13 protein-coding genes, 1 tRNA gene and 1 CRISPR repeat array are annotated in these 20,764 nt (G+C 66.0%); of the genes, 10 read left to right on the top strand and 4 right to left on the bottom strand.

Features of this window, described 5'->3' with window-relative positions; translation table 11 throughout:
• Window positions 1-1,283 precede the first annotated feature (1,283 nt).
• From ROR02_RS17415 to ROR02_RS09920, 10 genes are all read left to right on the top strand, one after another.
• Window positions 1,284-3,539, top strand: coding sequence for a CRISPR-associated endonuclease Cas3'' (locus ROR02_RS17415; protein ID WP_147163874.1), 2,256 nt, complete (start codon window positions 1,284-1,286; stop codon window positions 3,537-3,539).
• Between the two features lie 366 nt (window positions 3,540-3,905).
• Entirely contained in the window at window positions 3,906-4,571 is a 666-nt protein-coding gene (gene cas5c / locus ROR02_RS09960) for a type I-C CRISPR-associated protein Cas5c (RefSeq protein WP_147163873.1), read from the top strand.
• Entirely contained in the window at window positions 4,568-6,364 is a 1,797-nt protein-coding gene (gene cas8c / locus ROR02_RS09955; protein WP_147163872.1) for a type I-C CRISPR-associated protein Cas8c/Csd1, read from the top strand. Before cas5c ends, cas8c begins: the two co-directional genes overlap by 4 nt.
• Entirely contained in the window at window positions 6,361-7,335 is a 975-nt protein-coding gene (cas7c, locus tag ROR02_RS09950; protein ID WP_147163871.1) for a type I-C CRISPR-associated protein Cas7/Csd2, read from the top strand. The genes cas8c and cas7c overlap by 4 nt, the downstream gene beginning before the upstream one ends.
• Window positions 7,336-7,430: 95 nt before the next feature.
• A complete protein-coding gene (cas4, locus tag ROR02_RS09945; protein WP_147163870.1) occupies window positions 7,431-8,108 on the top strand; it encodes a CRISPR-associated protein Cas4 in 678 nt (225 codons plus the stop codon).
• A complete protein-coding gene (cas1c, locus tag ROR02_RS09940) occupies window positions 8,105-9,139 on the top strand; it encodes a type I-C CRISPR-associated endonuclease Cas1c (protein ID WP_147163869.1) in 1,035 nt (344 codons plus the stop codon). Before cas4 ends, cas1c begins: the two co-directional genes overlap by 4 nt.
• Before the next feature lie 11 nt (window positions 9,140-9,150).
• Entirely contained in the window at window positions 9,151-9,441 is a 291-nt protein-coding gene (gene cas2 / locus ROR02_RS09935) for a CRISPR-associated endonuclease Cas2 (protein ID WP_170245061.1), read from the top strand.
• A 192-nt stretch (window positions 9,442-9,633) separates the two neighbouring features.
• Window positions 9,634-14,327: a CRISPR direct-repeat array (repeat unit 32 nt; unit sequence GTCGCCCCCCACGCGGGGGCGTGGATAGAAAC).
• A 175-nt stretch (window positions 14,328-14,502) separates the two neighbouring features.
• Window positions 14,503-15,585 carry an HD domain-containing phosphohydrolase gene (locus tag ROR02_RS09930; RefSeq protein ID WP_147163868.1) on the top strand — a complete coding sequence of 361 codons (1,083 nt, stop codon included), beginning with the start codon at window positions 14,503-14,505 and terminating at the stop codon, window positions 15,583-15,585.
• Between the two features lie 230 nt (window positions 15,586-15,815).
• A complete protein-coding gene (locus tag ROR02_RS09925; RefSeq protein WP_147163867.1) occupies window positions 15,816-17,090 on the top strand; it encodes a hypothetical protein in 1,275 nt (424 codons plus the stop codon).
• A gap of 2 nt (window positions 17,091-17,092) precedes the next feature.
• Window positions 17,093-17,698: a hypothetical protein gene (locus ROR02_RS09920; RefSeq protein ID WP_147163866.1), complete on the top strand. Its 606-nt coding sequence runs from the start codon at window positions 17,093-17,095 to the stop codon at window positions 17,696-17,698.
• A gap of 314 nt (window positions 17,699-18,012) precedes the next feature.
• On the opposite strand, the gene ROR02_RS09915 is transcribed toward ROR02_RS09920, so the two are convergent.
• From ROR02_RS09915 to ROR02_RS09900, 4 genes are all read right to left on the bottom strand, one after another.
• Window positions 18,013-18,100 (bottom strand) — tRNA-Ser (locus tag ROR02_RS09915).
• 103 nt (window positions 18,101-18,203) lie between these two features.
• Window positions 18,204-19,391 carry a precorrin-3B C(17)-methyltransferase gene (cobJ, locus tag ROR02_RS09910; protein WP_307725149.1) on the bottom strand — a complete coding sequence of 396 codons (1,188 nt, stop codon included), beginning with the start codon at window positions 19,389-19,391 and terminating at the stop codon, window positions 18,204-18,206.
• The gene (locus ROR02_RS09905; RefSeq protein WP_147163865.1) at window positions 19,388-20,116 is read right to left on the bottom strand and encodes a precorrin-2 C(20)-methyltransferase; all 729 of its coding nucleotides are present in this window, start codon (window positions 20,114-20,116) and stop codon (window positions 19,388-19,390) included. The genes cobJ and ROR02_RS09905 overlap by 4 nt, the downstream gene beginning before the upstream one ends.
• Window positions 20,117-20,743, bottom strand: coding sequence for a precorrin-8X methylmutase (locus ROR02_RS09900; RefSeq protein ID WP_147163864.1), 627 nt, complete (start codon window positions 20,741-20,743; stop codon window positions 20,117-20,119).
• Window positions 20,744-20,764 lie beyond the last annotated feature (21 nt).

Below are 20,764 nucleotides of genomic sequence, written 5' to 3'. Positions count from 1 at the left end.
CCCCCCACGCCCGCCCCCTCCCCCTGGGGCCGGGCCCGCCGCTGGCTCTCCCGCCGGCCGGTGGAGGGGAAGGCGTAGGGGGCTGGGGTTCGGGGGACTTCGTCCCTTGGGGCCGCGGCCCGGTGAGGGAGGGACGGCCATTACTGGCCGCCCCCCCTCGCAGAACCGGACGTGCCCGACCCAGCGGGCGGAGCTTGCCGTTCGCTTTGGGAATGTAAACCCGATGGACCAGTGATGCCCGATAGCACCCGGCGCGTAGCTCCCGACAGAGGCGTTCGATCTCGTCGTCCAGGGTCGCCCCGAACGCTTCCATCGTCACGCCATCCAGGCCAGGCGCCGCGTGCCGGTTCAGCTTCCTGAAGGTGGTCTTCAGAAAATCGGGCGTCAGCAAATGGGCCAGCGACGTCAATCGTACCCGTTTGTCCTGCTTCGCTTTGAACGCCACCCGCTGGAGTTCCGGGGACACATCCGTTCCGGTTCTGAGCCCAGTCATGTGTTTCCTTCCAGCAGGTCACAAAACCCGGCGGCCCTTCCCTCCACCGGCATTACCCGGCTTCCTCGGTACTATGACCGCCTCCGACTCCTCGCCGTCCGTCACCGTCGCTTCGGTTGCCCTTGCTTCCGGTTACCGCCGGGCCACTTCCCGGCGGAGACGACGAGGTCTCCCAGGTTGCGTCGTGTCTCCCTTTGCGTACATGCCGTCCTCTTGGACCCCGGCGGGACACTCCCCGGCTCGCATGGCATTTGCAGCCTATCGCCGGTTCAGCCCGGGCCTTCCCATCGTCAGGACGTGGTCGGCTCCCGCGCGAATTTTCGAGGCTCCATCGGTTCACTGGCGTTACGGCCTGCACACCCCTGTCCTACGCTTAACCGGCTCCGTCGCCGAAGACGGCCCAAGGACTCGGTTCCGCACCCTGTCGCTACCAGCGCACGGACGGGATTCTCACCCGCTCAAAACACGCGCCTTACCCTGGCGCACCCCGGACCCCATTCCCTTGGCGAGTCACGGGCACGCAAAATGAATAATCTTGAACAACGAGACACGTCACACATCCCGCTTCCCTCAAAACGAGGAAGGGATGGAGATTTTATTGTCCGGGGTCTGGGGAAGCCTGCTTCCCCAGGCGGGGGTTTGGGGGCGGCCGCCCCCAAAGGGCGCAGCCCTTCACGTTCCACTTTCCGCCCCTTTGCTCCCTCGCTTTTTATAATAATTTTATTTTGCACCCCAAACGCGTCCCCATGTACCCTTGCGCCCCCTAGCTTCCATTTTCGGGAGGTTTTCCATGCACTACGCCCACAGCCTTCCAGACACCATCGACACCACGGACTGGCAACCGCTGGCCGAGCATTTGAGCAAGGCCGCCCGGTTGGCGGCGGGTTTCGCCGAGCCGTTCGGGGGGCAGCGCGCCGCCGCCCTGGGGGCTTTGTTGCATGATCTGGGCAAGTACGATCCGCGTTTCGGGGCGCGGCTGCGGGGATCGACGGTTTCGTTCGATCATGCCCGGGCCGGGGCGGCGCTGGTGCGGGCCCTGGTGCCGGGAAGCCCGCTCAGTGGCTGGGATCCGATGATCGCGGCCTTGCTGGCGTATGTCATTGCCGGGCACCACGGGGGCCTGCCCGACATCAACGCCTTGAGCGAGCGCTTGAAGGACTGGTCCGCCGAGGCTCTGGATCCGGTCTGGCAAGCCGAGATCACCCCGGAGACCAGCTCTCTCGCGCCCTCCCTTCCTCTTCGGTCGGACAAGGGACACCTCCCGTTTCAACTGGGGTTCCTGGGGCGGATGCTGTTTTCGTGCGTGGTTGACGCGGATTATCGCGATACCGAGGCGTTCTATGCCAAAGCCGCCGGCACCCCGATCGCGCGCGAGGACGGGGCACTGGCGCCGGTTCTGGATGCCCTGATCGCGCGCTTCGATGCCCACTTGAAAAAGCTGCAAGACGCGGCCGCGCCCGGCCCGGTCAACGAGGCACGCGCCGCGATTCTGACCCATGCACGGGCGCAAGCCGCCCTGGATCCGGGCCTGTTCACGCTCAGCGTGCCCACCGGCGGCGGCAAGACCCTGGCGTCGCTGGGGTTCGCGTTGGATCACGCGCGGCGCCACGGCCACCGGCGCGTGATTTACGCCCTGCCCTTCACCTCGATCATCGACCAGACGGCGGCGATTTTTCGCGAGGTTCTGGGGGCGGACAAGGTGCTGGAGCATCACAGCGCGCTGGATACCGAGGCTTTCGCCCGGCACGAGCAGCGCGACAAGCTGCGCCTGGCCATGGAGGATTGGGCGTATCCGGTGATTGTCACCACCACGGTGCAGTTGTTTGAAAGCCTGTTCGCGAACCGCCCCTCGCGGTGTCGCAAACTCCACAACCTGGCGCACAGCGTGATTGTGATCGACGAGGCGCAAACCCTGCCCCTTGACCTGCTGCGCCCGTGCGTTGCCGCGATGGATGAGCTGGCCCATTCCTACAAGGTTTCGGTGGTGTTGTGCACGGCGACCCAGCCGGCCCTGGACCGTGCGAGCTTCCGGGCCGGGGGTATCTGGGCCCTGGATCTGGAGGGGCGCGAGCTGGCCCCCGACCCGGCCGCCCTGGCCCGGAAACTGGGGCGGGTCCACCTTGAGCAGGGGGGCCCCCTGAACGACGACGCCCTGGTCCGGGCCCTGGAAACGGCGCCCCAGGCCCTGGTGATTGTCAATTCCCGCCAGCACGCCCTTTCCCTGACCCGGGCCGCCCGGGGCGCCGGCCTGGAGGGCGTGGTCCATCTCAGCACCCGTCAGTGCGCGGCCGATCGCCGCGCCGTGCTGGCCACCGTGCGCGAGGCCCTGAAGGAAGGCCGTCCCTGCCGGCTGATCGCCACGTCGTTGGTGGAAGCCGGGGTGGATCTGGATTTCCCCCGGGTGTGGCGCGCCTTGGCCGGGCTGGACCAACTGGCTCAGGCGGCGGGCCGCTGCAACCGCGAGGGCAAGCGGCCGGTGGACGACAGCGTGGTCACGGTGTTCAGCACCCCCGATCACGCCCCGCCCCGCGAGATCGAGCGTCTCGCCGAAATCTGTCAGCGGATCCTGGACAAGCACAAGGATCCCTTCAGCCCCGAGGCCCTCAACGAGTATTTCCGTGAGGTGTATTGGAACCGGGGTCCGGACGCCCTGGACAAACACGAAATCCTGGGCTGTTTCCAGGCCAATGCCTCGGGGCCCCTGTGCAGCTATCGAAAGGCGGCCGAGAAGTTCCAGATGATCGAAAAACGGTTGCAGCCGGTGATCATCGCCCGCGACCCCCAGGTGGCCCGCATTCTGCGCGAATGCCTGGAAGGCCCGGTTCCCCGCCCCGGCCTCGCCCAGCGCCTGTTGCAACCCTTCATCGTTCAGGTTCCCCCCGCCGATGCCGGCCGCCTGCGCACCAGTGGTGACGTGACCTTCGAGCACGAAAAGCGGTTCGCCGACCAGTTCCCGGTCCTGCGCACCGATGCGCTCTATTCCCCCGATCTTGGGTTGCTGTGGGAAGAAGCCGGCACCCTGGGGATGGAAGAGACGATCTTCTAGAAACGGGGTCCAAGGTCACGGTGGGGGCTTTCCGCCCCCACACCCCCGACCGGGGAAGCGGGGCTTCCCCGGACCCCGCCCTCACAAGGGGGCGTCCGGTTGCTCAGTTGGGCCGAAAATATCTTTATTAGAAATGTTATACTAAAAGATCTTGACAGAAATGGATCATCGTCACATCCTCGTTTTTGAAGTGCATTTTAATCGCATTCAAGATTGGCGCAAAAAGACGCCCTTCCGGGATGCTGACGCCACGCGGCGCGTCTTCGCGGGTCCCTTTCCCAGGGCAGTCCCGGGAAAGGGAGGATCGAAACAGTATGACATTGCAAATGGACTACGGATTTTTCCCGGCAAAGGAGAACGCCGGCCATGACACAAGGCATTCGATTGCGGGTGTGGGGCGATCACGCCTGTTTCACACGCCCGGAGCTTAAATCCGAACGGATGACGTATGACGTGCCCACGCCCTCGGCGGCGCGGGGCATCATCGAGGCCATTCACTGGAAACCGGCGATTGCCTGGGTGATCGACGCCATCCACGTGTTGAAGCCCATCCGCCACATGACCGTGCGCTGCAACGAGGTGGGATCGAAAATCCCGGTGGCCAAGGCACGCACGGCGCTGCGCCGGGGCACGCTGGAGGGCCTGGGGCTGAAGGTGGACGAAGACCGCCAGCAACGCACCTCCACCATCCTGCTGGACGTCGCCTATGTGATCGAGGCGCACTTTGACCTGACCCCCCGGGCCGGCGCCGACGACAACGCGGGCAAGCACCTGGACATCTTCCAGCGTCGCGCGCGACGCGGGCAGTGCTTTCACCAGCCTTGCCTGGGAGTGCGCGAGTTTCCGGCCCGCTTCGAGCTGATCGAGCCCGGCGCCCCCCTGCCCTCCGCCCATCCCGAAAGCCGCGACCTCGGCTTCATGCTGTGGGACATCCATCACGCGGGCGATCGCAGCTCGATGTTCTTTCGCGCTCAGCTTGAAAACGGCGTGGTGCGGGTGCCGCCGCCGGGCTCGCGGGAGATCCGCCAATGACCCCGCTCGCCGCCCTGGCGCAGGCCCACGGCCGACGCCGCATGCCGCCGTTCGGCTATTCCACCGAAAAGATCGGCTTCCTGATCGCGCTCAATCCCGATGGCAGCGTGGCCGGCCTGCCCCACGACCTGCGCCAGCCCCAGGGGCGCACCCTGGCCGGCCGACCTTTTGTGGTGCCGCAAGCCCTCAAGCGAACCTCGGGCATCGCCCCCAACTTCCTGTGGGACAAAAGCGCCTATGTGCTGGGGGTGACGGCTGCCACCGAGGCCAAGCGGGTGAAGCGCCTCCCCGACGAGCACAAAGCCTTCGTCACCCGCCATCTGGAAGGGCTGGCCGACATCCCGGACGAGGGCTTGCAGGCCCTGGTTGCCTTCCTGCGCGCCTGGAGCCCCGACGATTTCACCCGCCTGGGCTGGCCCGAGGCGATGAAGGACCAGAACATTGTTTTCGCCCTGGAACACGAGCGTCTGAACGACGTGTGCGTGCACGACCGCGAGGCCGCCCGGGCCGTGTGGGCCCGCCTGCAAGCCGACGCCCAGGCCGAGGTGGCGGTGTGCCCGATCAGCGGCACGCGCGAGCGCGTCGCCCGCCTGCATCCCGCGATCAAGGGCGTGTGGGGCGGCCAGACCTCGGGCGTGTCGCTGGTGTCCTACAACAAGGAAGCCTTTGAATCCTACGGCCATGCCCAGGGCGACAACGCCCAGATCTCGGAGCAGGCCGCCTTTGCCTACACGGGAATGCTCAACGCCTTCCTGGCCCCCGACAGCCGCAACCGGGTGCAACTGGGCGATGCCTCGACCGTGTTCTGGGCCGACGCCGCCGACCCGGCCGACGCCGAACAGGCCGAGGGCGTGTTTTTCGCCATGATCGACCCCGTGAACCTCCCCCACGAGGAAACCAAGGTCGGCGAAATCCTGGAGCGGATGCGCGAGGGCCGCCCCCTGGCCGAGGTCGCGCCCGCGCTGAGTGAAGGCGTGCGCTTTTTCGTGCTGGGCCTCGCCCCCAACGCGGCGCGGGTGGTGGTGCGCTTCTGGCTGGAAGACGACTTCGGCCACCTCGCGGCCCACTTCCAGCGCTACCACCAGGAAACCGCGCTGGAGCCACCGCCCCGCCCCGCTCATCCGCCCTTGTGGCGGGTGTTGCAGGAAACCGCCGTTCAGGGCAAGCGCGACAACATCCCCAACACCCTGGCCGGCGCCTTCCTGCGCGCCCTGCTGACCGGGGGGGCCTACCCCCACCCCCTGCTGACCACCCTGCTCCTGCGGATCCGCGCCGATGGCACGATCAACGCGGTGCGGGTGGGACTGTTGAAGGCGCTGGTCATCCGCAACCTTGGCTGCACGGAGGCTCCCGTGGCACTGGACCCGGACAACACCAACAAAGGCTACCTGCTAGGGCGGCTGTTCGCCGTTTACGAGGTCATTCAAGGCGATGCCCTCGGCTGGTCGCTGAACGCAACCATCAAGGACAAGTTCTATGCCAGCGCGTCCGCCCAGCCGCGCAAGGTGTTCAGCCTGCTCGACCGGGGATCGGTCGCGCACCTGTCCAAGATCGGCAAGCGCTCGCCCGGCCGGCGGGTCAACCTGGAAAAGGCGATCGCCGCCATCCTGAATCCCATGAGCCCCAACAACGATCCCTTCCCGGCCTCGCTGTCCGCCGAGCAGCAGGCGCTGTTCGCGCTGGGCTACTACCACCAGCGCGCGGTCTTGCGTCCGCCCAAGGAAACGGCCGCCGCCGACCCCTCCGACGATTCCGCCCCCGCTGCCGCCGACGAAAAGGAGCCCACCCCATGACCGCGTTAACCCAGCGCCATGACTTCGTGGTTTTGTTCGATGTGTTGAACGGCAACCCGAACGGCGATCCCGACGCCGGCAACCTGCCCCGCCTCGACCCGGAAACCAATCGCGGCCTGGTCACCGACGTGTGCCTGAAACGCAAGATCCGCAACTACGTGGATCTGGCCCGGGAAGGGACGGATGGGTTCCATATCTATGTGCAGGAAGGGGCGCTGCTCAACGACGTGCACCGCACCGCCTACGAGGCCCTGCGCCCCGGCGACCCCAAGAACGCGACCAATAAATCCCTTCAGCCCAAGGACGATGCCGAGGCGGCCCAATTGCGCGCCTTCATGTGCCAGAACTTTTATGACGTGCGCACCTTCGGCGCGGTGATGAGCACGGGCATCAACTGCGGACAGGTGCGCGGGCCGGTGCAATTGTCGTTCGCCACCTCGCAAGAGCCGATCGTGCCCCAGGAAATCAGCATCACCCGCATGGCCGCGACCACCGAAAAGGAGAAAAGCGACTGGCAGAAATCCCAGCGCTCGGAAGCCGATCCCGACAAGGGCGACGAACGCACCGATCACCGCACCATGGGGCGCAAGTACATCGTGCCCTATGCCCTGTACCGGGCCCACGGCTTCGTCTCGGCCAAGCTGGCGGAACGCACCGGGTTTTCCGACGCCGACCTGGACCTGTTGCTGACGGCGGTGGAGAACATGTTTGAACACGACCGCTCGGCTGCCCGGGGCGAAATGACGGTGCGCAAGCTGATCGTGTTCAAGCACGCCTGCGCCCTGGGCAACGCCCCTGCCCACACCTTGTTTGAACGGGTGCGGGTCGGCCGGCAGGTGGCGGGCGCGTGGCGCGCCCTGGGCGATCCCGGTCTGGAGACCCTGCCCCCGGCCCGCTCGTTCACCGACTACGCCATCACCCTCGATCGCGACGCCCTGCCCGAGGGGGTCGAGATGATCGAGCGGCTGTGACCCCGCCCCCGCCCTTCGCGAAGGGTCCCCGACCCTCGGGGGAGAATCCCTCTCCCCCGGAAGGCTCCGCCCCCGGGGACGCGGCCGGGCGGTGGATGGTTCCGATCGCGGCCCTGCAACACGCCGTGTATTGCCTGCGTCAGGCGGCCCTGATTCACCTGGAACAGGCCTGGGCGGAAAACCGCTTCACGGCCGAGGGCCATCAGCTTCACATCACCGTGGACATCCCCGACGCGCGGGCGCGCCGGGGGGTGCGCCGGGTCACGGCGCTGCCTTTGGTGTCGATGCGCCTGGGGCTGGAGGGGGTGGCCGACGTGGTCGAGTTCCACCGCGCCCCGGCGGGGTCTACCCCCGCAGGGTCCGCCCCGGCGGGGTCCGAGACCCCCTATCCGGTCGAGATCAAACGGGGCAAGCCCAAGCCCCACGCCGCCGATACCGTGCAGCTGTGCGCACAGGCCCTGTGCCTGGAGGAGATGACCGGCCTGCCGGTGCCCGAGGGGGCGGTGTATTACGGCGAAACCCGCCACCGCCTCCCGGTGGCCTTCACCCCCGAACTGCGCGCCTTGACCCTGGATACCCTCCGGGCCCTGCGCCGCCTGTTCGAAACCCAGGCAACGCCGCCCGCCCCTTCCCGCACCGGGCGCTGCCGGGCGTGCTCGCTGATCGAGCTGTGCCGGCCCAAGGCCGGGGCGACCTCGGCCCTGGCGTGGCGGGCGCGCACCCTGGCCGCCCGGCTGGATTCTCCCGACGGTGACGACGAGACGCCCCCATGAAACAGCTTCTGAACACCGTGTACGTGACCACCGAAGGCGCCGGCCTGCGCAAGGACGGCGAAAACCTGGTCGTCGAGGTGGAGGGCACGCTGAAGGGCCGGGTGCCCCTGCACAAGCTGGGCGCCCTGGTGGTGTTTGGCGGCATCTTCCTGTCGCCGGCCCTGATGGAAGCGTGCGCGAGCCACGGCATCACCATGGTGTTGCTGGACCGGGTGGGGCGGTTCCAGGCCCGCATCGAAGGCCCGGTGACCGGCAACGTGCTATTGCGCCGGGCCCAGTACGCGCGCTCGGAGCAGCCCGACGAGATCGCGCGGTCGATCCTGCTGGGCAAGATCATCAACCAACGCGCGGTGCTTCACCGGGCCGGGCGCGACCACGGCGACACCCTGGCGCCCGACGCGCGAACGGCCCTGGGGGCGGCGATCGAACGCCTCGCCCACCTGGCGCGCCGCGTGGAGCATGAAAACGGCGGGCTCGACGTGCTGCGCGGCCTGGAGGGCGAGGCGGCGGCCACGTACTTCGGCGTGTTCGGGCTGCTGATCCGGGGGGATGATCCGGCCTTTGCCTTCACGGGCCGCAAGCGCCGCCCGCCCCCCGATCCGGTCAACGCCGTGCTGTCGTTCCTCTACACCTTGCTCACCCACGACTGCCGGGCGGCGGCGGAAAGCGTGGGGCTGGACCCCATGGTGGGTTTCCTGCACCGCGAGCGCCCGGGCCGCCCCAGCTTGGCCCTGGACCTGATGGAGGAACTGCGCCCGATCCTGGCCGACCGCCTGGCGCTCAGCCTGATCAACCGGCGTCAGTTGACCGCCCGGGATTTCGTGACCCAGGACGGGGGCGCGGTATTCCTGGGCGACGACGGCCGGCGCACCGTGCTGACCGCGTGGCAGGAACGCAAAAAGGAGGAGCGCCGCCACCCGTTCCTGGAGGAAACCGCGCCCCATGGTCTGGTGCCCTTCCTGCAAGCCCTGCTGCTGGCCCGCCACCTGCGCGGCGACCTCGATGCCTATCCGCCCTGGCTTTGGAAATAGGAGGCGCCGTCATGATGATTTTGGTCACCTACGACGTGAGCACGGTGGACACGGCCGGCCGGCGCCGCCTGCGCCAGGTGTCGAAAGCCTGCCAGGACTTCGGCCAGCGGGTGCAGCTTTCCGTGTTTGAGATCGAGGTGGATCCGGCCCAATGGGTGGCCCTGAAGGCCCGCCTGGAATCGATCCTCGACCCCAAGAGCGACAGCCTGCGGTACTACCATTTGGGGGCAAACTGGGAACGCCGGGTTGAGCACGTCGGCGCGAAGCCGGCCGTCGACCTCAACGGCCCACTGATCTTATGACCCCCTCGACCCCTGGTGCGAACCGGAAGTGGCCCCGAATTCCCGGGGAGGTTCGCACCAAGTCTATCGCCTTGTTTTCATGGGAAATAAACACACGCTTTCGTCGAGGAGCCTCCCCGGCGCCCCTTTCTCCTCCCGGTTCGCACTCCCGTTCAACTTTTCTCAACACCCCCAACATGCTATAAACCGGCCGTCGCCCCCCACGCGGGGGCGTGGATAGAAACAGCGCGGCCTTGAATCCGCGCTCGGGCAGACGTGGTCGCCCCCCACGCGGGGGCGTGGATAGAAACGCCCGATAGGTCGGCGTCGGCCGATCCGCTGCGGGGTCGCCCCCCACGCGGGGGCGTGGATAGAAACGAGGCCACGCAAGGGCGCCCCGTCGGGTTGCTGTGTCGCCCCCCACGCGGGGGCGTGGATAGAAACCCGTTCGCGGGTCCTTCCTGCCCCAAAAACTCATAGTCGCCCCCCACGCGGGGGCGTGGATAGAAACGCGAGCCGACTTTGACAGGATCGTCGCCCGACATGGTCGCCCCCCACGCGGGGGCGTGGATAGAAACGTGGGAGCGGGACGCCCGGGCGGGTTTGGCGAGGTCGCCCCCCACGCGGGGGCGTGGATAGAAACATAAGCAACGACTGTAAGTAGTCGTCAAGATCGGTCGCCCCCCACGCGGGGGCGTGGATAGAAACCACGCCGCGTACCCTGCAGAATATTCAGACGACGCGTCGCCCCCCACGCGGGGGCGTGGATAGAAACCAGCGATTTCGCCCGACGACGTTGGCCAGGCGTTGCAGTCGCCCCCCACGCGGGGGCGTGGATAGAAACTTCATCGGTAGATTGGCCGGGGACACTAGGGACACGTCGCCCCCCACGCGGGGGCGTGGATAGAAACGTGGCGTGGCCACCGACGGCCACAGCCTGGTCTCGTCGCCCCCCACGCGGGGGCGTGGATAGAAACGTGGATCTCGGCCAGTTGCGGGCCAAGGGTGTTGGTCGCCCCCCACGCGGGGGCGTGGATAGAAACGCCCGTGCTGTACGACGCCGCCGCCGACGCGAAAGTCGCCCCCCACGCGGGGGCGTGGATAGAAACGATCGCAGATCCGCCGATGAATTGGCGCCGGTGGTCGCCCCCCACGCGGGGGCGTGGATAGAAACTTTCTGGCGATTCCGACTCCGGCCATGCCGCAGGTCGCCCCCCACGCGGGGGCGTGGATAGAAACACGCAAGGCGTTGTTGATCTGTACGCCCAGATGGCGGTCGCCCCCCACGCGGGGGCGTGGATAGAAACGGCGGCACACGTTGAGTCACGCTTAGAGTCACTGGTCGCCCCCCACGCGGGGGCGTGGATAGAAACTTGCTCGTGCCCTACGCCCGCCGGCGGGCGGTCATGTCGCCCCCCACGCGGGGGCGTGGATAGAAACCTGGGGACCGTGCTGTCCGGTCTTTTCGCCGCGCCGTCGCCCCCCACGCGGGGGCGTGGATAGAAACGAGGCGTTTATCGCCGGAGGATGGGTGTCTCTGTGTCGCCCCCCACGCGGGGGCGTGGATAGAAACTTGTGCGTAATACCTACTATACACTCCAGACCTGTGGTCGCCCCCCACGCGGGGGCGTGGATAGAAACGCGGCGATCTTGGTCGCCAGGATCGACATCCTGGCGTCGCCCCCCACGCGGGGGCGTGGATAGAAACACTGCAACCGGCGATTGGAAACGGTTGCTGGGATCGTCGCCCCCCACGCGGGGGCGTGGATAGAAACGTATCCGCGCGGCCCGCAGGCGGCCAAGATCTTGTCGCCCCCCACGCGGGGGCGTGGATAGAAACGGTCGATACCTCGCGCGATACAATGCTGGCATGAGGTCGCCCCCCACGCGGGGGCGTGGATAGAAACAGGGATGTATTGCTCGATATTGCTCGATCGGTACGTCGCCCCCCACGCGGGGGCGTGGATAGAAACGGCAGCCACCTGGGCGGCCTGGGCAGCGTCGCGCGCGTCGCCCCCCACGCGGGGGCGTGGATAGAAACCTGCGCGGCTGGCTGGCTCGGGCCAACGAGTTTCGGGTCGCCCCCCACGCGGGGGCGTGGATAGAAACTCGCCGAGCTCGACATCGAGCACACCGCTGACGAGTCGCCCCCCACGCGGGGGCGTGGATAGAAACGTCTCGCCCTCACCCTCGAAAATCACCCCTGCCGCTGTCGCCCCCCACGCGGGGGCGTGGATAGAAACGCCAATCGTGGCGGCGGACGTTATTGCTGCGATCGGTCGCCCCCCACGCGGGGGCGTGGATAGAAACTGACGGGGGCGGATGGGGCTCTCCTGACGAAACGGTCGCCCCCCACGCGGGGGCGTGGATAGAAACCGGACCTGGGCGGCGGAATTCACGGAGTACCCCCGTCGCCCCCCACGCGGGGGCGTGGATAGAAACCTGCCGGCCGACGCCTCCTCCGCGCGCAAGCGGGGTCGCCCCCCACGCGGGGGCGTGGATAGAAACCGGGCCAGCCCATCACCTGTCCCATCATTTGGCGCGTCGCCCCCCACGCGGGGGCGTGGATAGAAACTGCGCGGGATGGTCGTCTGACCTGCGGCCTGATGGTCGCCCCCCACGCGGGGGCGTGGATAGAAACGCCTCGGGCGCGATCGATTATCGCGGTATCTACTGTCGCCCCCCACGCGGGGGCGTGGATAGAAACTACAACCTTTGGCTGGGGTTGCCTTGGGAAGAGTCGCCCCCCACGCGGGGGCGTGGATAGAAACCTAGCGGTCCGACGCTTACCATCCCGACCGACGAACGTCGCCCCCCACGCGGGGGCGTGGATAGAAACGTGTCTCACCTGGTCTCTCGGATCGACGTGCTGGGTCGCCCCCCACGCGGGGGCGTGGATAGAAACCTCTTGTCCGGGCACTCCGACGTGAGGGAGCGTTGTCGCCCCCCACGCGGGGGCGTGGATAGAAACGTCCTGGCTGACGCCTGCCGCCTTTCTCGCGGCTCGTCGCCCCCCACGCGGGGGCGTGGATAGAAACATATCTCGGACGTCTCACCTATCACGCGGAAGAGGTCGCCCCCCACGCGGGGGCGTGGATAGAAACGGCCGCCTTGGCGGCATAAGTCCCCTCCTGCCCGTCGCCCCCCACGCGGGGGCGTGGATAGAAACAGGGCGGCGGAAGACATCACCACGGCTCACTTGGTCGCCCCCCACGCGGGGGCGTGGATAGAAACGTTGCCTGCCACGCCTGGGCAGCGTGGGCCGGGGTCGCCCCCCACGCGGGGGCGTGGATAGAAACTCCGATCGACGGGACCTACATCCGAGGGCGCGCCGAGTCGCCCCCCACGCGGGGGCGTGGATAGAAACTCGCACGCGGAGCAGGTAGCTCAGGCCAAGCGCCGTCGCCCCCCACGCGGGGGCGTGGATAGAAACGAAACGGGTGGACTACGAGCGCCTCCTGGACGCCCGTCGCCCCCCACGCGGGGGCGTGGATAGAAACCCGGCGGCCCAGGCCGGGAAGATCATCCCCAAGAGGTCGCCCCCCACGCGGGGGCGTGGATAGAAACCTCCAGGAGACTTCCAACCATGACCCAGCCCACGCGTCGCCCCCCACGCGGGGGCGTGGATAGAAACGCCGTCAGGTGTTAGCCAATAGCGCACCAGCAGCGTGTCGCCCCCCACGCGGGGGCGTGGATAGAAACTGTTTTCCGAGTTGAGATAGGGCCGTTTTCATCGCGGTCGCCCCCCACGCGGGGGCGTGGATAGAAACGGTGGTGCCCAGCGCGCGGGACTGCCTTTTGCACCGTCGCCCCCCACGCGGGGGCGTGGATAGAAACCGGTCGCTGGTTGGAGTTGTGCAAACCCGCGCTCGTCGCCCCCCACGCGGGGGCGTGGATAGAAACGGATCACCCGCGCCGGGGGCCGGGTGCGCCCGCCGTCGCCCCCCACGCGGGGGCGTGGATAGAAACGCTGCCCGCGTAGCCCGCAACCGGCAAGCCGCCGGGTCGCCCCCCACGCGGGGGCGTGGATAGAAACGATCCATGGGGTGTTGCTTCCGTCGGGCGCTGGCGTCGCCCCCCACGCGGGGGCGTGGATAGAAACGCGGCCGGGGTGATGGCCGAGCTGACCGGGCGCGCGGCGGGTCGCCCCCCACGCGGGGGCGTGGATAGAAACGCCGAATTGGGCCGTGCCGCCCGGTTGGACCAGGGTCGCCCCCCACGCGGGGGCGTGGATAGAAACCTCGATAACGACATGCGCGACGCGGGCATCGCGCGTCGCCCCCCACGCGGGGGCGTGGATAGAAACGGTCGGTACCTTGCGCACTATGGCGCGGCCATGAGGTCGCCCCCCACGCGGGGGCGTGGATAGAAACATTATCAATTTCGGCCACGTGGCTGCCGCCAACAAGTCGCCCCCCACGCGGGGGCGTGGATAGAAACTATGCCGGCACGACAACCTCGGGGCTGGCGTGTGATGGTCGCCCCCCACGCGGGGGCGTGGATAGAAACCACCCCCACGCCAACCTTGTTGGCCTCGTTCTGCGTCGCCCCCCACGCGGGGGCGTGGATAGAAACTTAGGCCGCACGAGGAGCGCACGGTGCGCCGGGCGGTCGCCCCCCACGCGGGGGCGTGGATAGAAACCAGGCCGGTGGTCAGGGGGACCGGCGTCCAGGTGGTCGCCCCCCACGCGGGGGCGTGGATAGAAACGCGGCACACCTGGTCGCCAGGATCGACATCCTGGGTCGCCCCCCACGCGGGGGCGTGGATAGAAACCGTCATCGAGAGCGAGGGACCCAACCCCAACCCCGTCGCCCCCCACGCGGGGGCGTGGATAGAAACCGCTCCTCCGCGCCGGCCGTCACAGCAGGTAGCTCGTCGCCCCCCACGCGGGGACGCGGATGGAAAGGGGAAGGAAGAAACACCTTGACTTGGGCATAGGTGAGACCGAGCGTGGACCCTTCTCCTCGTGGCGACGTGGGAAACCGCGCCGTCCGAGATTTTGCGCCGTTCTGATGTTGCCTGAGGGTCTTCCCTCGAAATCCTGCACTACGCCCCTGCTTTAATATTTTGAGGCACGCAAGATGCACACCCCGCTCGCGCGCATCGTCATTGTCGACGACAGTGACAGCGTTCTTCGTTATTTAACCCATTTGGTCACGAAATTTTTTGGCGAAGGCGCGGCCATTGCCTTTTCCGATCCCCTGGCGGCCTTGCCCTGGTGCCTGGTCAATGAGGTTGACCTGATTGTCGTGGATAACGTCATGCCGGGGCTCAGCGGCCTCCAGATGATCGAAAAACTGCGCCAGCAAGGATGCAACACGGAAGTCCCGATCGTGATGGTCACGACGTGCGACACCAAGGATGTCCGCTACACGGCCTTGCAAGTCGGCGCCACCGATTTTCTGCAAAAGCCGGTGGACCGGATCGAGTTCATGACCCGGCTGAACAATCTTTTGCAACTGGGCCGTCATATCCGCGAAGCCCGGGAGCACGCCGCCCATCTGGCGGACGAGGTTCGCAAGGCGACCAGAAGCATTCTTGAGCGGGAGCGGGAGGCCATCCTGGCCTTGTCCTGCGCGGCGGAGTTCCGCGACAACGAAACCGGCTCGCATCTGGTGCGCATGGCCACCTCGTGCCGGATCATCGGGCTGAACCTGGGCCTTGGCGAGGACGACATCGAGCTTTTGTTCGGGGCCGCCCCCATGCACGACGTGGGCAAGATCGGCATTCCGGATCATGTTCTCCTCAAGCCGGGAAAATTAACCGAGGAAGAGCGGGAAATCATGATGACCCACGCCCAGATCGGCTGGGAAATCCTGAGCAAGGGCAAATCACGTTTGATGCAGATGGGAGCGGATATTGCCTTGTGCCATCATGAACGCTGGGATGGAACCGGTTATCCCAATGGCCTGGCTGGAACCGATATCCCATTACCCGCCCGGATTTGCGCCGTCGCGGACGTGTTCGACGCACTGATCAGCCGCCGCCCCTACAAGGAGCCGTGGCCGGTGGACGATGCCCTGGCTTTTCTCATTGAAAACAGCGGCACCCATTTCGATCCCGCCTGCGTGGACGCCTTCATGAAGGACGTCGAGCTGGTCCTTCATATCCTGGGAAAATTCACTCCCGACGAAGAACTCGCGGGATTTCGCGTTCTACGTTAGATTTTGCCAGGAAAAAGGCGCCGCTGTTTTTTCCACAAAGACATACTCTGGCGCGCCGTGACCGGCGTGAAAACCTGGGGGCCGGACAACGGCTCTATCTGTACTCCCCATAAGCTTCGGACATTCTCCAGGCGACTCGGCCTCTCCTCCTGCTTCAGGCTGATGAAAAACCGATACAAAAGAGCTTCGCGGCTTCGGACCGAGAGATGACATGTGAGGAGGAGGCACTATTGGCGATTTATTTTTATTCAAGCGACTCTCGCGCCGGAACCATCAAGGCAGCAACAGGAGTAAAAGGCTTCCTTTTTCCTGAAAGCGAGACAGCTGATGCTTTTCGCATATTTTGGAATAAAAAACCAGAATATTTTCATAATTCACCTAACCAATCCTATGCTATAGCAGCAAGCAAACTCCGTAATAACAATGAGTTTAGCGAAGAACTTGATCATTTTTATATTATCGAAAAATCCAGAGTTGCTCAGGCATTATTTATGTGGAATGTTGTGTGCCGAATGGCGTATTCCGCTCACTACCATGCCCCATTACGCCTTTTTGGCAATAAAACCTTACCCATCCATCGCGAGGTGGTTCGTTACGCCCAGGCATTTACAATTTTTTTCCTCGCCGCATCGCCGTTGCTTGAAGAATCCTACGACCGGCGGAGTGGGCAAGGCTCCGGACACAGCGAGCTACACGCGCCGGATATGCGCGTTGCCTGTGCATATCTCGATGGCCGCAAAATACCTGATCACAGTGAACTGGCTGCTACAGTAGATAACTGTTTCTGGAGGATGTGGAAACATCGGCGATTTCTTGGTATTGGACCGTTTTATATTGATGCCAAAGCTGACAGCTTTCTCCACTCTGCATTGACCCTCGCTGTATACCGCCCCACACTGACTTCGCCAGGGGCACTGGGACTTGTTCTTCTACGATTCGCACAGTTGTTGCGCCAGATGGGGCGCCCCCTGCTTACGCTGCTGCACGAAGGGCGCAATGATCAGGTGGTTGAAGGACTGCACAGCCTCAGCACTCCTGCGATTCTCAGTCCACAAGGGCATATTGACCCCGTCGGATTTATTGTTAACCGGGGGCAATGGGGATCACTGGAGCAACCGAGCCAATCTGAAGATGTGTTGCGGCGGTCCAACCTGTTGTGGCATGTTTTGACCCGTTGCGCCGAAACGGCCGTGATGATGCGGGCAGGCATGACAATACCGTTGATCGAACGGCAGTTTTCAGCCCAATGGGACTTTTTCGGACGGGGCTTTGTCCCGAGCCAGGCCGTGCGTGATACCGCATATGACATAGATTTGGCGGTGATTGATCGGTTGAGCACGGGGTTGAGGAATAACCCGCAATCCCTGGCAAAAATTTCCTACTTGGCCGCAGCGGGACTAGACCTGTTCCATAGGCGGGCGGAACCAGCATTGCGCAAATACGAGGAACTGGGCGCGGGAGCCGATTTCGGCAAGGCGTTTGGGATCACTTACATGCAGGTGTAGCCATGGTGATGGGCTTTTTTCGGGTGGAACCTTTTGACAACACTACACGTGCCCAGGAAGTGCTCGCTGACTGGCATGGGCCCGTTCTGCTGCCATTGATTAAACCCGAGACCCCTGGGGGGTATTGGCTTCGTTCGGCCGAGGCAAGGCGAGACCTTTCGTTCATGACGGCCTCCGATATTCTGATTGTATATCCGGGGGTCGATGACATTGAAGAGTACCTCAAACTTCTTGACGGCCTTAGCGATACCTTTGCCACGCGTGGGTGGGACATCCGTCGCATTTATCCCGATCCGGCGGTCCTTCTCTACGATCCTGCCAATGGCGGACGGTGCCTCGTCATTCGTTTGAAAAACCCGTCGGGTGAAATCGCTGACGACGTTGTCACGGTGCGCCGTTCTCTCGAGCGACTCATCCGGGCTCTCGTGAGCAGAGGGGCCGCCTATGACATGATGGCAGCCGAAAGCAGTTTCGCTGAGTGGATCTACAAGATTGAAAATGCTGCACCAATCATGGCAGCTTTCACTCGAAAAATGGTTGAACTCGGATGCCACAGCGTTTTGGACATAGCCCTGGAGAATACCCGCAATCCGCCTCAAGACGAGTGAGCCACTGAATTATTTGGCCTTAGCTTAATACCTCTTGGCTCTTTCCGTGCGGTTGGGTGCCCGAGCGTTAACCTTCCGTTTGCCTAAAGCGATAATTCATGCATGGACACAAATCAAGGTTCATACTGCCCAAGAAACTCAAAAAACGACATGGATCGCATTCCCCTGTCCGGTGCCTTTAGTTCGGCCTCCAAGGCTATGTCGGGCTTCGCCTTCCATCGATCGGCCATTTTTGCGCACCCGATCTGTCTCGGCGTTTCCGGCGCTCGAAAGACGGAATCAATAAACGCCATCGCTTTTCCCCAAAGCGAAACTGGCGGAAGAGGTGGGATTCGAACCCACGAACCCTTGCGGGTTGCCGGTTTTCAAGACCGGTGCCATCAACCACTCGGCCACTCTTCCATTGTCTGCCCGGGCGTTGCCGTCATCGGGGTTCCGATAACCGCCCCTCGCGTCTCTCGTCGGGGGCGCGGGGGGCGATCCTACGGTTCCCGAGGGAGGCGGGTCAACTGGTTGCGTGAGCGGAACCGTACCAGCGCGGGGTATACACCCAGTCCGGACCATGCGGCCGGGGCAAACGCCGCGTGGTCGAGGAGCCGATCAACACCACGGTGCGCATGTCCACGTCCTCGGGACGCACCTCGCCCAACGTGGTCAGGCGCAGGCGTTCGTCGGGACGGCCAATGTCGCGGCCCAGCACCACCACCGTTTCCGGCCCACGCCCTTCGCGCACCACGTCAAATGCCCGCCCCAGCTGCCAGGGGCGTGCCTTTGAAATCGGATTGTAGAACGCCATCACGAAATCCGCCGCCGCCGCGTGGGCCAGGCGGGCTTCGATGACCTCCCAGGGCTTCAGGTTATCCGACAGCGACACAATGCAAAAATCGTGGCCCAGGGGGGCCCCCACCCGCGCCGCCGCGGCTTGCGCCGCCGTCAGGCCGGGCACGATTTCCAGGTCCACGGCGTGCCAGGCGGGATCCGGGCTGGCTTCCAGCGCCTCCAGCACCGCCGAGGCCATGGCGAACACGCCGGGGTCGCCCGACGACACCACCGCCACCGTTTCCCCCGCCGCCGCCAGGGTCAGGGCATGGCGGGCGCGGTCCAGTTCCACCCGGTTGTCGGAGGTGTGCAGCACCTGATCCTCGCGGAACGGGCCGGCCTGACGCACGTAGGTTTCATAGCCAATGATATGGCGCGCCCGGGCCAGGGCCGCCGTTGCCTCGGGCGTGCGCCACGCGGCCTTGCCCGGCCCCAGGCCCACCACCCACAAGCGCCCGGCTCCCGCCCCGCCGGCGGACGCGGCCAGGGCCTGGTCGAGCGTGGAGAGGCGGGCATTCAGCGCCTCGGCCACGGCAGCCAGCGCGGCGCCGTCGCCCAGAACCGGCAGCACCTGCCGGGCCTCGGGCGCCAGGGCCAGCGCCAGGGGCTCGGCCAAGGTGCCCACCAGGGGCGCCAGCGCCCGCACCAGCCCGTCCAGGGATCCCACGCCGATCACCGGCCGCCCGGCCTCGCCCGCCCGGGTCAGCGCGTCGCGCAGCGCGGCCGGACGGCCCTCGTCGGTTTCAGACTCCGGGACAACCAGCGTCGCCTCCGGCCAGAGGGGATGCACGGCCCGGGCCCACGGGGCGCCGGCCTCGTCCACGGCCACGAAAACGGGCAGCGGGGCCGCCTTGGGGTCGCCGGCGGGGCTCACACGCCCGTCCATCGGTCGCCGGGGATCAGGATCATCGCGAAATAGGGCACGCTATCGCCTTCCACCGCGCGCAGGGGCATCAGGCGCTGGTCGGCCATGGTGGCGCGCTCGGCGTACAAGGCGCGGTCGGTCAGGCCCAGGTCCTCGATCACCCGGCGCACCTTGGGGAACTGGGTCCCCAGCTTCATCACCGCCGCCGCGTCGGCCGCCGCCAGGCGCGCGCGCAACGCATCCTCGGGCAGGACGCCCGAAATCACGCTTAACGTCTGATTGCGATAAACCAGCGGCACCGCCAGCGCCGAGGCGCAGGCCACCACCGAGCACACCCCGGGCACCACCGTGGTGGGGTAACGCTCGGCCAGCCGGTCGTGCAGGTACATGAACGAGCCATAAAACAGCGGGTCGCCCTCGCACAGCACGGCCACGTCGCGCCCGGCGTCCAGGTGATGGGCCAGAACGGCGGCGCTTTCATCGTAGAAGGCGGACATCACCGTTTCGTAATCCAGCGGGGCCGGCAGGGCCTCGGTGGTCACGGGATAGACCATCGGCACCCGCTCCTGGTCCGCGCGCAGGTGCTCTTCCACGATGGTCAGGGCACGACCCTTGCGCCCCCTGGCCGCCGGATAGGCCACCACCGCCGCCTCGCGCAGCAGCCGCAGCGCCTTCAAGGTCAACAGTTCCGGATCCCCCGGGCCCACGCCCAGGCCGAACAGACGTCCCGTCATTTATTCCTGCTCCGTCGCCAGGGCGTTGACCGCCGCCGACACCATGGCGCTGCCCCCGCGCCGTCCTTGCACCGCCACGAAGGGCACGCCCCGGCTGTTGGCCGCCAGTTCGTCCTTGGATTCCGCCGCGCCCACGTAGCCCACGGGAAAGCCCAGGATCAGGGCCGGACGGGGCCCACCCTGGTCGAGCATCTCCAGAAGACGGAACAACGCGGTCGGCGCGTTGCCGATCGCCACCACCGCGCCTTCCAGGTCGGGGCGCCACAGCTCCAGGGCCGCCGCCGAGCGCGTGGTGTCGTGCGCCTTGGCCAGATCGGGGACGCCGGGATCGTTCAAGGTGCAAACCACCCGGTTGTCGGCGGGCAGGCGGGCGCGGGTGATGCCATCGGCCACCATGCGGCAATCGCACAGGATCGGCGCCCCGGCTTGCAAGGCGGCCCGCCCGGCGGCCCCGGCGCCTTGCGAGAACATCAAGGCGTCCACGATGTCGGGCATGCCGCAGGCATGGGCCACGCGCACGGCCAGCTTTTCCAGGTCGGCGGGAATGCGCGCCAGATTGGCCTCGGCCCGGATCAGGGCAAAGGACTGGCGGTAAATCTCCGCGGCATCGCGGGTGTAGGCGATCATGGGCGGGTTCCGTTTTGTGCG

The organism is Pararhodospirillum oryzae (genome assembly GCF_007992075.1).
In the GTDB taxonomy this organism is placed as follows: domain Bacteria; phylum Pseudomonadota; class Alphaproteobacteria; order Rhodospirillales; family Rhodospirillaceae; genus Pararhodospirillum; species Pararhodospirillum oryzae.
The sequence above is the reverse complement of the archived record's forward strand: the minus strand, read 5'-3'. Positions and strand labels throughout refer to the sequence as shown.